This window comes from Photobacterium sp. DNB23_23_1, assembly GCF_052873815.1.
Genome location: NZ_JBNNXT010000020.1, coordinates 46,445 through 58,986 on the forward strand (window position 1 = coordinate 46,445; position 12,542 = coordinate 58,986).

The 12,542-nt window shown below is 47.0% G+C and carries 14 protein-coding genes; all 14 read left to right on the forward strand.

The window, feature by feature from the left end; genetic code table 11:
* Window positions 1-24: 24 nt before the first annotated feature.
* The 14 genes from ACVA53_RS14030 to pseB all read left to right on the forward strand — a co-directional run bounded on the left by ACVA53_RS14030 (window position 25) and on the right by pseB (window position 12,538).
* On the forward strand, window positions 25-519 hold the full coding sequence (locus ACVA53_RS14030) for a chemotaxis protein CheW (RefSeq protein ID WP_107299340.1): 495 nt from the start codon (window positions 25-27) through the stop codon (window positions 517-519).
* Window positions 519-947, forward strand: a complete 429-nt coding sequence (locus ACVA53_RS14035; RefSeq protein ID WP_255042191.1) for a DUF2802 domain-containing protein — start codon at window positions 519-521, stop codon at window positions 945-947. The genes ACVA53_RS14030 and ACVA53_RS14035 overlap by 1 nt, the downstream gene beginning before the upstream one ends.
* A gap of 428 nt (window positions 948-1,375) precedes the next feature.
* A complete protein-coding gene (gene ccmA / locus ACVA53_RS14040) occupies window positions 1,376-2,026 on the forward strand; it encodes a cytochrome c biogenesis heme-transporting ATPase CcmA (RefSeq protein WP_255042192.1) in 651 nt (216 codons plus the stop codon).
* 6 nt (window positions 2,027-2,032) lie between these two features.
* On the forward strand, window positions 2,033-2,698 hold the full coding sequence (ccmB, locus tag ACVA53_RS14045) for a heme exporter protein CcmB (RefSeq protein ID WP_107351426.1): 666 nt from the start codon (window positions 2,033-2,035) through the stop codon (window positions 2,696-2,698).
* A 299-nt stretch (window positions 2,699-2,997) separates the two neighbouring features.
* Entirely contained in the window at window positions 2,998-3,729 is a 732-nt protein-coding gene (locus ACVA53_RS14050) for a heme ABC transporter permease (RefSeq protein ID WP_255042193.1), read from the forward strand.
* Window positions 3,730-3,736: 7 nt separating this feature from the next.
* Window positions 3,737-3,943, forward strand: a complete 207-nt coding sequence (ccmD, locus tag ACVA53_RS14055) for a heme exporter protein CcmD (protein ID WP_107299346.1) — start codon at window positions 3,737-3,739, stop codon at window positions 3,941-3,943.
* Window positions 3,940-4,425 (forward strand): cytochrome c maturation protein CcmE, encoded by a 486-nt coding sequence (gene ccmE, locus ACVA53_RS14060; RefSeq protein WP_255042194.1) that lies wholly within the window; start codon window positions 3,940-3,942, stop codon window positions 4,423-4,425. Before ccmD ends, ccmE begins: the two co-directional genes overlap by 4 nt.
* Window positions 4,425-6,410, forward strand: coding sequence for a heme lyase CcmF/NrfE family subunit (locus ACVA53_RS14065; protein WP_446505405.1), 1,986 nt, complete (start codon window positions 4,425-4,427; stop codon window positions 6,408-6,410). The genes ccmE and ACVA53_RS14065 overlap by 1 nt, the downstream gene beginning before the upstream one ends.
* A complete protein-coding gene (locus ACVA53_RS14070; protein WP_255042197.1) occupies window positions 6,410-6,964 on the forward strand; it encodes a DsbE family thiol:disulfide interchange protein in 555 nt (184 codons plus the stop codon). The genes ACVA53_RS14065 and ACVA53_RS14070 overlap by 1 nt, the downstream gene beginning before the upstream one ends.
* 74 nt (window positions 6,965-7,038) lie before the next feature.
* Window positions 7,039-7,524 carry a cytochrome c-type biogenesis protein gene (locus tag ACVA53_RS14075; RefSeq protein ID WP_446505429.1) on the forward strand — a complete coding sequence of 162 codons (486 nt, stop codon included), beginning with the start codon at window positions 7,039-7,041 and terminating at the stop codon, window positions 7,522-7,524.
* On the forward strand, window positions 7,524-8,732 hold the full coding sequence (ccmI, locus tag ACVA53_RS14080) for a c-type cytochrome biogenesis protein CcmI (protein WP_255042199.1): 1,209 nt from the start codon (window positions 7,524-7,526) through the stop codon (window positions 8,730-8,732). The genes ACVA53_RS14075 and ccmI overlap by 1 nt, the downstream gene beginning before the upstream one ends.
* 306 nt (window positions 8,733-9,038) lie before the next feature.
* Window positions 9,039-10,034: an MlaA family lipoprotein gene (locus ACVA53_RS14085; RefSeq protein ID WP_446505406.1), complete on the forward strand. Its 996-nt coding sequence runs from the start codon at window positions 9,039-9,041 to the stop codon at window positions 10,032-10,034.
* 46 nt (window positions 10,035-10,080) lie between these two features.
* The gene (locus ACVA53_RS14090; RefSeq protein ID WP_446505407.1) at window positions 10,081-11,304 is read left to right on the forward strand and encodes a CDP-glycerol glycerophosphotransferase family protein; all 1,224 of its coding nucleotides are present in this window, start codon (window positions 10,081-10,083) and stop codon (window positions 11,302-11,304) included.
* Between the two features lie 220 nt (window positions 11,305-11,524).
* Window positions 11,525-12,538, forward strand: coding sequence for a UDP-N-acetylglucosamine 4,6-dehydratase (inverting) (gene pseB, locus ACVA53_RS14095; RefSeq protein ID WP_446505408.1), 1,014 nt, complete (start codon window positions 11,525-11,527; stop codon window positions 12,536-12,538).
* Window positions 12,539-12,542 lie beyond the last annotated feature (4 nt).

Consider the following 12,542-nt stretch of genomic DNA (forward strand, 5'->3'; position numbering starts at 1 on the left):
AAAATAGATCAAAGAGGAAACAGCATGTCACAGGTGAGTGTCGCTGAAATACAAAAAGAAGACAGCAACGATCAAGTCCTGCAGTGGGTGACCTTCCAACTGGAAGATGAAACCTACGGTATTAACGTGATGCAGGTGCGTGAAGTGCTGCGTTATTCTGAAATTGCGCCAGTACCGGGTGCGCCTGATTACGTTCTGGGTATTATTAACCTGCGCGGAAATGTTGTGACGGTTATCGACACTCGTTCTCGTTTTGGCTTGATGCCAGGTGAGATCTCAGACAATACCCGCATTGTGATCATCGAAGCTGAAAAGCAGGTGATTGGTATTCTGGTTGATAGCGTAGCGGAGGTGGTTTACCTACGCAGCTCTGAAATTGACAGCACGCCAAGCGTTGGCACGGAAGAGAGCGCCAAGTTTATTCAGGGTGTGAGTAACCGTGATGGCCAGTTGCTGATCTTGGTCGATCTCAATAAGCTATTATCAGATGACGAATGGGACGAGATGGCGTACCTATAATGCTTGAAGTGTTGTTGCAATGGTTACCGCTGGCCTTGTCGTTGTTGGCTATTGTGGTCGCATGGCTGATGGTAAGGCGTGAGCGTCTTGCCCGTCAGGCCCTTGAGGCCAAGTTTGCAGCGACGGAGCTGGTATTGAAAAATGCCCGCCAGCAGCAGGAAAGTTTGGTTAAGCAATTTAACGAACTGCGTGCAGGCACCATGGGAATGAGTCAGAAGCTGGGCGATATGGCACGGCATCTGGAAGAGTTGTCTGATCGCCAAGGCGAATTGGCAATGCAGGATCCCGATAGTCGGTTGTACAGCCGCGCCAGTAAAATGGTCGAACTGGGTGCAGACGTCAACGAGCTGATGAATGAGTGCGACCTGCCAAAAGCAGAAGCAGAGCTACTGCTACGGCTTCAGCAAATGCACCATTCACGGCGGTAGGCAGCAAAGCTAATTCTTTTAAACCTAAGCTACTCCCTTGACTTACAAGTAAGTCAAGGGAGTCTTACATCACCATCACCATCACCATCACCCCGCCCTTAACTTGTAAGCACTCTTTTCACTGTATTCACAACTGTTAATATCAATAAAATTCGCGCCGAGAATGGAATTGATGTCGTTTTGTCTTAAAAATAGTGACTTGTGATGAAAGTGTGCGGTTAGCTACAGCTTTTGCTATTTTTAAAACTTCTTGTGGCACTTTTTTATTACCTGCTTGTCCACTCTGGCAGTGAGTGGCAGTTGGAATATATGTGCTTGGGTTAAGCTCAGTATGGAAGTCACAATTACAGCCTCTGCTCTCTAACAACAGGGTGGGACGCTGTGATATTATGCGAGTCAAATTGTGGCACCTAGGATGCATCATTTTTATGTTGTCTGTTGAAGAGTTAAGTTGTACCCGGGACGAAAGGGTATTGTTTGAAGACCTGTGTTTCACGGTCTCGTCGGGTGAGCTGGTTCAGATAGAAGGTCATAATGGTGCCGGTAAAACGACGTTGTTGCGGATCTTGGCAGGGCTTGGACATGCAGATGACGGGCGGGTTTGCTGGCTTGATGAGGACATCGAGTCGGCACGAGAAGATTACCATCAGGAACTGCTGTTCTTGGGTCACCAGACCGGCGTGAAGCGGGAGTTGACCGCGTTTGAGAACTTGGCCTACTTCCAGTCGATGCACCTGTGTAACGAGCAATCGGATCTAACGGGCACGCCTCAGGTGTCTGGTGAAGACTCCTTGTGGCAGGCATTAGCCCAAGTTGGTTTGGCCGGGCGTGAAGATGTACCTGCCGGGCAACTATCGGCAGGCCAGCAACGCAGGGTTGCCCTTGCAAGGTTATGGCTGAGTAATCACAAATTGTGGATATTGGATGAGCCGTTGACCGCGATTGACAAGCAAGGGGTGAAGGTACTGGAAGGTCTGTTCCTTGCCCATGCCAAACGAGGTGGAATTGTCGTATTGACCACCCACCAAGATATGTTCACGGACAGTGATCAGCTACGAAAAATTAAGTTGGGGCGGTAACAGAAGATGAATGCGATATACCATGTTATACGTCGTGAGCTTCTGATCGCCTTTCGTCGTCAGGCCGAGATATTTAACCCGCTGTGGTTTTTCATTATTGTTATCACTCTTTTTCCACTCGGTGTCGGGCCTGAGCCAAATCTATTAGCACGAATTGCACCGGGGATTGTGTGGGTTGCTGCGCTATTGGCTGCTTTATTGTCGATGGAGCGCTTGTTCCGTGATGATTTTGTTGATGGTTCACTCGAACAGATGTTGTTGATGCCAACACCGCTGTCGATTTTGGCCTTTGCTAAAATGCTGGCGCACTGGATGCTTACCGGATTACCCCTGATTTTGATCAGCCCGTTGTTGGCAATATTATTGTCACTTGAGTGGGAAACGTGGAAGGCGGTGGTCTTGACCCTACTTATAGGGACACCGACGTTAAGCTTTCTGGGGGCGATTGGGGTCGCTCTTACTGTAGGGTTGCGCAAAGGAGGTGTTTTATTGAGTTTGCTCATATTGCCGCTCTATATTCCAGTGCTTATATTCGCGACCTCTGCGATTGATGCTGCCAGTTTAGGCGTGCCATATAACGGTCAGCTAGCACTGATGGGAGCGATGCTGGTGGCGTCGGCGACACTTTCTCCCTTCGCTGTCGCAGCTTCACTACGCATAAGTGTGCAATAACTGATTACAATTAACTAAGATTCGTCCTGTCTCACGAGAATGGATCTCATGAGACAATTTGAGCAAGAACAAGGAAGCCGACGATAGCCAGTTTATTAACCCTTAAGGAGTATTTAGGTTGGCGCTGCATTCTGGATGATGGGAGTTATAAAGCCTTTTAGACCAGACGCTTATACCAAGGTAGACGAGGTATATATTCGTCAAAACGATAAGTAACACCTTAGGCAGAGCCTGGACTGGATTTTGAGCCAAGTGTTGTTTTGATACGTAATTATTATTAAATTGAGTAGAGCAGAATTATGTGGAAGTGGTTACATCCCTACGCGAAAGCTGAGAACTGCTACCGTTTGTGCGGTACCTTACTGCCTTGGTTTTCAATCATCGCTTTGTTATCCCTTCTGATTGGTACGGTTTGGGGACTGATGTTCGCCCCGACGGATTATCAGCAGGGTGACAGTTTCCGTATTATCTACCTGCATGTTCCTTCGGCTATTTGGTCGATGGGCGCTTACATGTCGATGGCGATAGCGGCCTTTATCGGCTTGGTGTGGCAGATCCGCCTATCGAACATGGCAGCCCTTGCCATGGCGCCGATTGGAGCGGTGTTTACTGCGATTGCCCTGTTGACAGGTGCGGTATGGGGTAAACCGATGTGGGGCGCATGGTGGGTATGGGATGCCCGTTTGACTTCAGAATTAATTCTGCTGTTCCTCTACTTGGGGGTAATCGCCCTTTACAATGCCTTCGATGATGAGAAAACAGCGGGTAAAGCGGCCGGTATTCTGGCAATTGTCGGTGTGATTAACCTTCCCATTATTCATTTCTCGGTAGAGTGGTGGAATACCCTTCACCAAGGCGCCACGATCACCAAGTTTGCTAAACCATCAATTGCGACCACCATGTTGTGGCCGCTGCTGCTCAATATTATTGGTTTTGCTTGTTTCTTTGGTGCGTTGACCATGGTGCGTCTGCGTAACGAAATTATTGCCCGTGAAAGCCACCGCCCTTGGGTGCGTGCCCTGATGAAGTGAGGCCATTATGCATTTTGACTCTTTTAGTGACTTCTTGGCGATGGGCGGATATGCCCCCTATGTGTGGAGCGCCTACGGGATCTCTTTCGGCGCCTTGCTGTGGTTGATGATTTCAAGCCTGAATACCAAACGCCGCCTAGCGGCCGAAATCAAGAATAAGATTGCGCGTGAAAAGCGCATTAAAGAAGCTGAAAAACTGGAGAACACATTATGAACCCGAGACGTAAAAAGCGCCTGACCTTGGTGTTGGCGTTGGTAGTTGGCCTCGGTGCAACCGTTGGGTTGCTGCTGTATGCACTAAACCAGAATATGGATCTGTTCTATACCCCGACTGAGCTTGTCCATGGCAAGAAAGACGGGAGTAAACCAGAAGTCGGTCAGCGCTTGCGCATTGGCGGTATGGTGGTTGAAGGTTCAGTCGTTCGTGACCCTCAGTCTTTGCAGGTAACCTTTGATGTCGCTGATGTCGGCCCGGCAGTAACGATTCAATATGACGGTATTTTGCCGGATCTATTCCGTGAAGGGCAGGGTATTGTCGCTCAGGGCGAATTGATCAATGCGACGACCATTCATGCTCATGAAGTATTGGCGAAGCACGATGAAGAGTATTTGCCACCAGAGGTAGCAGAAGCGATGGAGAAAACACACGCACCGCTTGAATATACCGACGAACAATTGCAGGGTAGTGCTCAATAATGATTGCAGAAATAGGCAACTTTAGCCTGATTGTTGCACTGGGATTGTCCATCCTAGTCAGCATTTATCCCCTATACGGCGCGTCCGTGGGGAACCAGGCACTCATGCGAATGGCCCGGCCGTTAACATATGGTATTTTCGGCATGATCCTGGTGTCGTTTGTCATCCTTAGCTGGTCATTTTATATCAATGACTTTACCGTGGTTTATGTTGCCAGTAACTCAAACTCCATGCTGCCTTGGTATTACCGCTTATCGGCGGTATGGGGTGGTCATGAAGGGTCGTTGCTGCTTTGGGTATTGATCCAAGCTGGCTGGGCCGTTGCGGTTGCTGTATTCAGTCGTGGTATGCCGCTGGAATCACTGGCGCGCGTACTGTCTGTGATGGGGATGATTGCGATTGGCTTCTTGCTGTTTATTATCGCAACGTCTAACCCATTCCTGCGCACGCTGCCTTTCTTCCCTGTTGATGGCCGTGATTTGAATCCGCTTTTGCAAGATCCGGGTCTGATCATTCACCCGCCATTGCTTTACATGGGTTATGTTGGTTTCTCGGTCGCGTTTGCCTTTGCGATTGCCTCATTGATGACAGGCCGTCTTGATACCGCTTGGGCGCGTTGGTCTCGCCCTTGGACAATCTCTGCATGGTCATTTCTGACTTTGGGTATCGCACTAGGCTCATGGTGGGCTTACTATGAGCTTGGCTGGGGTGGCTGGTGGTTCTGGGATCCGGTTGAAAATGCGTCCTTCATGCCATGGCTTGCCGGTACAGCTCTAATGCACTCGCTGGCGGTGACAGAAAAACGCGGTACGTTCAAAGCATGGACGGTACTGCTGGCTATCTCTGCATTCTCTCTGAGCTTATTGGGTACTTTCCTTGTTCGTTCTGGCGTACTTGTATCGGTACACGCGTTTGCATCCGATCCGGCACGAGGCATGTTCATCCTTGGCTTCTTGGTAGTGGTCATCGGCGGTTCATTACTGCTTTACGCCCTTCGTGGCGGGCAGATCCGCTCTCGTGGTAACTACAGCTTATTCTCTCGCGAGAATCTATTGCTGGCGAACAACCTGTTGTTGGTCGCAGCGCTGCTTGTGGTACTGATTGGTACTTTGCTTCCTCTGGTCCACAAACAAATTGGTTTGGGCTCGGTATCGATTGGTGTGCCGTTCTTCAATACTTTGTTTACCTGGCTGATGATCCCGTTTGCTTTTATTCTGGGTATCGGTCCTTTGGTTCGCTGGAAGCGCGATCAGCTTTCTAGCATCAGTAAGCAGATGACCATTTCTGCCATTGTCACTATTCCATTTGCTTTCCTATCGGTATGGCTGTTCACCGACGTACTTGAGCCAATGGCGGTTCTTGGTATGGCGATGGCTGTGTGGATCATTGTTATGCACGGCTTCGAGCTGTATGAGCGTGCGACCCACCGCCACACATTGTTGACTGGCCTGGGTAAACTTGGCCGTAGTCACTGGGCGATGGTACTCGGCCATATGGGTATGGCGGTTACCGTCATTGGTATTGCCTTGGTGTCGAATTACGATATCGAACGTGACGTACGAATGGCACCCGGTGAGACCGTACAGGTTCAAGGGTATGACTTCCACTTTGCTGGCTTGCGTGATGCCGACGGTCCTAACTACGACGGTTACATTGCAGACTTCAACATTACCCGCAACGGTAAGCGTGTAACGACCTTGCATGCCGAAAAGCGTTTCTATTCTGTTGCTGGCTCAATGATGACGGAAGCGGCGATCGACAGCGGTGTGACTCGCGATTTGTATGTGGCGATGGGCGAGAAGTTAACCGATGGTGCGTGGGCAGTCCGTATTTACTTCAAGCCGTTTGTTAACTGGATCTGGTTTGGTGCGGCCTTGATGGCACTGGGCGGGGCATTTGCTATTAGTGACAAGCGCTATCGCTTCCGCAAGAAGGCAGAGAAAGAACAACCGTCAGCAGCGAAGCAGGAGGCGAAGGCAAACTGATGAACAAGAAGTTACTTTTTATTCCACTGATCCTTTTCCTTGGGTTGGTTGTGATGTTCATGATCCAGCTGACCCGCAATGCAGACGGTGATGATCCAACCAAATTGGAGTCGGTACTGGTCGGCAAGCCTGTTCCTCAATTCAAGCTGGAAGACTTGGTTGAAGCTGGCAGGCTCTACGAGCAGGACATCTTCATCGGCGAGCCATTGCTTCTTAATGTATGGGCGACCTGGTGTCCGACATGTTACGCCGAGCACACTTACCTTAACCAGCTAGCAAGCGAAGGGGTGAAGATCATTGGCCTCAATTATAAAGATGAGCGCCTAAAAGCCGTTCGTTGGTTGAATGAGCTGGGTAACCCTTACCTGCACAGCCTGTTTGATGGCAATGGCATGTTGGGGATGGATCTGGGCGTTTACGGCGCACCGGAAACCTTCCTGATTGATGCCAGCGGTATTATTCGCTATCGCCATGTCGGTGATGTCAACGACCGTAATTGGAACGAGACATTGAAACCGATGTACGAAGCCTTGATTGAGGAGGCGCAGGGATAATGACTATTTCTCGTCGAATGGCTCAGTTTTTTACTGGTCCTGTTTTGGCACTGGCGATGGTGCTTGGTGGAACGATGTTGCTCACAACGTCAGTGCCGGTCCTGGCATTGACTGATGTGTACGATTTCGATTCTGCCCAGCAGGAGAAGGATTTTCAGGAGCTTGCGGCAACCTTGCGTTGCCCTAAATGCCAGAACAACAACATTGCTGACTCGAATGCTGCTCTGGCGCAAGACATGCGTCAGAAAACCTACGAATTGCTTCAAGAAGGTAAAAGCAAGCAGGATGTGGTGGACTACATGATTGCCCGTTACGGCAACTTTGTCACCTACAACCCACCGGTGATGGCATCAACCCTGATCCTGTGGTTAGGTCCTTTGCTCTTTATCGTTATTGGCTTTTCCATTTTGGTGATGCGCTCGCGCAAAAGCACAGAAAAAGTGACTGACACCGAGCTAGAAGCCGATGAACAAGATCGCTTGAAAGCCCTGATGACGGAAATCGGCACTGATGCAGTTGACGTTTCCAAGCAGACTAACCAAGACGGTAAGGTGAAATAATGACGATGTTTTGGGTAATTTCCGCCCTCTTGGTACTGGTCGCGATGGTTATTTTTGTCGTGCCAATGTATACCGGCAAAGAGCAAGATGAAGTCGCCAGCCGTGATGAGCTGAACAAAGCTTTCTTCAAAGACCGTATGGACGAACTGAAAGAAGAAAGCAGCGAAGGCTTGGTTGAAAACAAAGACGAACTCGTGGTTGAACTACAGCAGTCGCTACTGGATGATGTACCAGCTAATGCCGAGCAGACGAAAACCCAGGTCAGCACCACCATGCTGATCCCTGGGCTTATTCTGCTTGTTGGTGTGAGCTTTGGTATGTACATGAAGGTCGGTAGTCTGGATAAAGTCCAAGCATGGAACGAGACCGTAACCCGCTTGCCAGATCTCTCTCAGCGCTTGATGGATGAGTCAAATCCGCTCAGCGACCAAGAGATGGACGATTTGACGCTGGCATTACGTACCCGTCTTCATGACAATCCTGATGATGCGACAGGCTGGTTGTTGCTGGGCCGCATTGGCATGGCTAACCGTGATGCCGAGACCGCTCAGGATGCGATGAACCGTGCCTACCGCCTGGAACCAAGCAACCCTGAAGTGATGCTGAGCTTCGGCCAGACACTGATGATGATTGGTGATCCGGCACAGAGTGAGCGTGCTCGTCTGTTGCTTCGCAGTGTGCTGCGTGTTGACCACACCAACATCCGAGCACTGTCGCTATTGGCTTTCGACTCGTTTGAAAGTGGTGATTTCAAGCAGGCGATTAACTACTGGAGCATGATGCAGCAGATCATCGGAACCGATGACCCGCGTGCAGAAATGCTTGACCGTAGTATTGCTCGTGCTCAGTCCCAGCTCGATCGTGGCAAGAACACCGCAACCTCAGTGTCGGTAACGGTAGAGCTTGACCCATCCGTTGAACTGCCAGAGCAAGGCTTGGTCTTTGTTTCTGTTCATTCGGCTGATGGTGCGCCAATGCCAGTGGCAGCACGACGTGTACCGATTTCTGCGTTTCCGTTCACCCTGACTTTGGATGACAATGACAGCATGATCCCTGAGCGTCCAATGACCTCGCTGCAGGATATGATCATCAAAGCCCGTATCGATACCGATGGTAATGTGATGACCCGTAACGGTGATTGGTATGGTCAGAGTGACGTCATTTCTTTAGGTGGCTCGACAAACGTAGTGATAAATACAAAATACTAACAAAATCTGCGACTTGAGGTGGTAGATATATAAAAGGCCAGATACTATTAGTACCTGGCCTTTTATTTTTGAACTCAAAAGGATTTAGGAGATATCAGACATTCCATCTATGTAACGGGTAACGCTGATCAGGTTTTATCTCGATTGGTCTAAAACTAAATAGATGCAGATAGTGGTTGGTGTAATTGGTGTGTTTGGTATTGAGTTAAAATATTAATTTACGTCAAGCATAAAATCGCTAGATGTTTACGGTTTCTGGTATTACCATTTAGCGCGGGTTCAGTCTGACATACCATGGAAAGAGCATTGAAAAAACACCTATTTACCCTTGCTATTTTATTGACCCTGACAGCGTGTGCTCAGTCTCCGGATGAACAGTACCCTGAAGACCTGACATTTAGCGGCCAGGCATCTAGTGACCTGACGGCTAGTGAAATGTCTCCTGTCGAAGCGACGTCAGACGGGCAAGCTTCATCGGCATCAAGCAACATTGAATCACCGGCCAGCGAGAACGCCATGGCTGATGACTCGGCGATGGACGAATTCGGTGACTACGATGCTAATTACGACGAGGACTTAGCCGCCGTACTTGAAGAAGTCGAGCAAGGTGAAGGTGAGTATGCGGTTCCGGGTGTGTACGATCCCTTTGAAGGTTTCAACCGGGCAATGTGGGATCTGAACTACGATTACCTAGATCCGTATTTGGTCCGCCCAGTGTCTTTGGCCTACGTTGATTACACCCCCTCTTTCATTCGTACAGGCATCAAAAATTTTCTGGCCAACCTTGATGAGCCTGCCAGCATGGTCAATAGCGCATTAATGCTAAACGGCGAAGAGGCTGTCCGCCACTTCAACCGTTTTTGGATTAACTCTACCTTTGGTGTTTTTGGCCTGATTGATATCGCGTCGGCTGCTGACATCCGTAAACCGGTTGATAAGCAGTTTGGCGATACCATGGGTAAATACGGCGTTGCCAACGGCCCATACTTCATGTTCCCGGTTTACGGTCCTTTAACACTGCGCGAAGGTGCCGGTGATGTTGTCGATGGTCTATACCTGCCATTAAGCGCATTGAGCTTCTGGCAGAGCCTTGGTAAATGGGCATTCGAAGGCATGGAAGACCGAGCGGCCTTGGTTAAGCAAGAAGCGATCTTGAAAGACTCGCCTGATTCGTATATTTTCACCCGCGATGCCTACATCCAGAACAAAAACTTCCGCGGCACCGGCGGCAATGACGAGATGCTAGAGCTGGAAGATGAAGCGTACCTGGATGACTTCTTGGATGAGATTGATGCGGAGTAAATCATCCCATCAGCTTTAATGTTATATTTAATTTATTTGAAGTGATATGAAATTATTACCACGGGCAAAACGTTTATTAGCAAAGAGTAATTATCTTGATGTTATAACTAAGTTTTTGATTGTGAAATATTCGCAGTTTATGTTTAGTTTGAAACATAGTAAAGCAAAGGTAGATAAAGATACATTTGTTTTTGAGTGTTTTCAGGGAAAAAATGCTTCAGATTCTCCTTGGTCTATTTATTTGGAATTATTGAAAGTGCCAAGTGATTATAACTTCATCTGGGTATTAGATAAAAACAACAATAAACTTGAAAGTTTATTGTTAAGCAATCATAACACAAAGGTTGTTTATTATGGTACAGAAGAGTATGACCAAGCTTATGCTAATGCAGGTTACTGGATAACGAATTGTCGTCTTCCTTTTCGTTTGAAAAAAAAGAAGGGTCAAAAATATATTCAATGTTGGCATGGTACACCTTTGAAAAAACTTGGATTTGATATTGAACATGGTACATATTCGACTACAAGTAAAATGGGGATGAGGTATTCATATCAAGTTGACTCGGATAGATATGACTATTTTATATCTCCAAGCTCATATGCATCAAAGTGCTTCTCTTCGGCATTTGGTATACCTAAAGAAAAAATTATTGAGGTTGGTTACCCGAGAAATGATGCATTGATTACATTCTCTGAAGATATTCATAGGATTAGTAATATTAAACAAAATTTAGGGATTGATTTGAGTAAGAAAGTTGTTCTTTATGCGCCAACTTGGCGCGATATGCAATTTTCGACTGTATCTCAGAGTTATTACTTTAATAATCCATTGGAAAATAGTGATTTTACTGATGGTTTTGATGAGAACTGTGTTTTTTTATTTCGTGGACATTATTTTTCTGAGTCGCATAAAGAGCACTCTCACTTTATTGATGTGTCTAACTACAATGATGTCAATGACCTCTATTTGATCTCTGATATTTTGATAACTGACTATTCAAGTGTTTACTTTGATTATGCATTACTTAATCGTCCAATAGTCTTTTTTATGTATGACAGAGCTCATTATGAAAATGAAAACAGAGGCTTTTACATAGATGTTGATAGCCATATGCCTGGGCCAATATATGATAGGTTAGATGCTCTTAGGTTAGGTATAAAAAAAGCACCAATCCAGGTATGCCATCAAAAATTTAACCAAAAGTTTAATACTTATGAAGACGGCGGTTCAGCTAAAAGAGTTATTGATATATTCATGGCTGATGAATAAAACTAACAACAGTGATTATAAAGTATAATTAAAAATAACTAATGTTTTGATTTTTAAGGGTTTAATTTAATTTAGTTTTTAAAGACAATTATGGTAAAATTCGACGAAATTTAACTTAATCTTGTGCGGGGAGAAGCGTTACTTCATGGCGGTAGCACGCCGAAAAGTAGGCTTTTCATCCTTGTATCTAGATTATGACGCAAACGACAAGGTAAAACGGATGTTGAACAACAAAACAGTTCTGATCACTGGCGGTACAGGCTCATTTGGTAAGCAATTTATCAAAACAATCCTAGAGCGTTATAGTGATGTGAAAAAAATCATTATTTATTCACGTGACGAGCTGAAACAGTCAGAGATTAAGCAACAGTATCCTGCCTATGACTACCCCCAACTGCGTTTTTTTATTGGAGACGTGCGTGACAAAGAGCGTATGATCCAGGCGTGTGAAGGTGTTGATGTGATCATTCATGCGGCAGCAATTAAGCAAGTGGACACGGCTGAATACAACCCGACAGAATGTATCCGTACCAATGTTGATGGGGCTGAGAATGTGATCCATGCTGCGCTACAGTGTGGTGTCAAGGATGTCGTGGCGTTGTCGACTGATAAGGCTTGCGCGCCAATCAATCTTTATGGTGCGACCAAATTGGCATCAGATAAGTTGTTTACGGCGGCAAACAACATCCGTGGTTCTAAAGATATCCGCTTCAGTGTCGTTCGCTACGGTAACGTAATGGGCTCTCGTGGTTCAGTGATCCCTTTCTTCTTGAAGAAAAAAGAAGAGGGTGTTCTACCCATCACCCATGAAGAGATGACCCGTTTTAACATTTCACTGCAGGATGGTGTGAACTTGGTGATGTTTGCGCTTGAGAACCACTTAGGTGGTGAAATTTTCATTCCTAAAATCCCATCATACAAAATTTTGGATGTTGCCAAAGCAGTGGCACCTGAATCTAAAACACGTGTAGTCGGTATCCGCCCGGGTGAAAAACTGCACGAGGAAATGATCACCGATACGGACTCTCTGAATACTATTGATTTGGGCCCTCACTACGCTATCTTACCGTCTGTGTCCTTTACTTACACAGAAGAAGAATACATGGCGCATCACAAAGCAGAAAAAGTACCATTTGGCTTCAAATACAACTCGGGTACTAACACTGAGTGGGAAACCGTTGAGTCACTGCGTGACTTGATCAAAGATCACGTCGATCCGACTTTCACGGTGTAAGAAA

Excerpts from the sequence above, each read along its gene's own strand:
- ccmD (WP_107299346.1), top strand. The coding sequence starts at position 3,737 with ATGCATTTTGACTCTTTTAGTGACTTCTTGGCGATGGGCGGATATGCC.
- ACVA53_RS14070 (WP_255042197.1), top strand. The coding sequence starts at position 6,410 with ATGAACAAGAAGTTACTTTTTATTCCACTGATCCTTTTCCTTGGGTTG.
- ACVA53_RS14050 (WP_255042193.1), top strand. The coding sequence starts at position 2,998 with ATGTGGAAGTGGTTACATCCCTACGCGAAAGCTGAGAACTGCTACCGT.
- ACVA53_RS14030 (WP_107299340.1), top strand. The coding sequence starts at position 25 with ATGTCACAGGTGAGTGTCGCTGAAATACAAAAAGAAGACAGCAACGAT.
- ACVA53_RS14090 (WP_446505407.1), top strand. The coding sequence starts at position 10,081 with ATGAAATTATTACCACGGGCAAAACGTTTATTAGCAAAGAGTAATTAT.
- ccmA (WP_255042192.1), top strand. The coding sequence starts at position 1,376 with ATGTTGTCTGTTGAAGAGTTAAGTTGTACCCGGGACGAAAGGGTATTG.
- pseB (WP_446505408.1), top strand. The coding sequence starts at position 11,525 with ATGTTGAACAACAAAACAGTTCTGATCACTGGCGGTACAGGCTCATTT.
- ccmE (WP_255042194.1), top strand. The coding sequence starts at position 3,940 with ATGAACCCGAGACGTAAAAAGCGCCTGACCTTGGTGTTGGCGTTGGTA.
- ACVA53_RS14065 (WP_446505405.1), top strand. The coding sequence starts at position 4,425 with ATGATTGCAGAAATAGGCAACTTTAGCCTGATTGTTGCACTGGGATTG.
- ACVA53_RS14075 (WP_446505429.1), top strand. The coding sequence starts at position 7,039 with ATGTTGCTCACAACGTCAGTGCCGGTCCTGGCATTGACTGATGTGTAC.
- ACVA53_RS14035 (WP_255042191.1), top strand. The coding sequence starts at position 519 with ATGCTTGAAGTGTTGTTGCAATGGTTACCGCTGGCCTTGTCGTTGTTG.
- ccmI (WP_255042199.1), top strand. The coding sequence starts at position 7,524 with ATGACGATGTTTTGGGTAATTTCCGCCCTCTTGGTACTGGTCGCGATG.
- ccmB (WP_107351426.1), top strand. The coding sequence starts at position 2,033 with ATGAATGCGATATACCATGTTATACGTCGTGAGCTTCTGATCGCCTTT.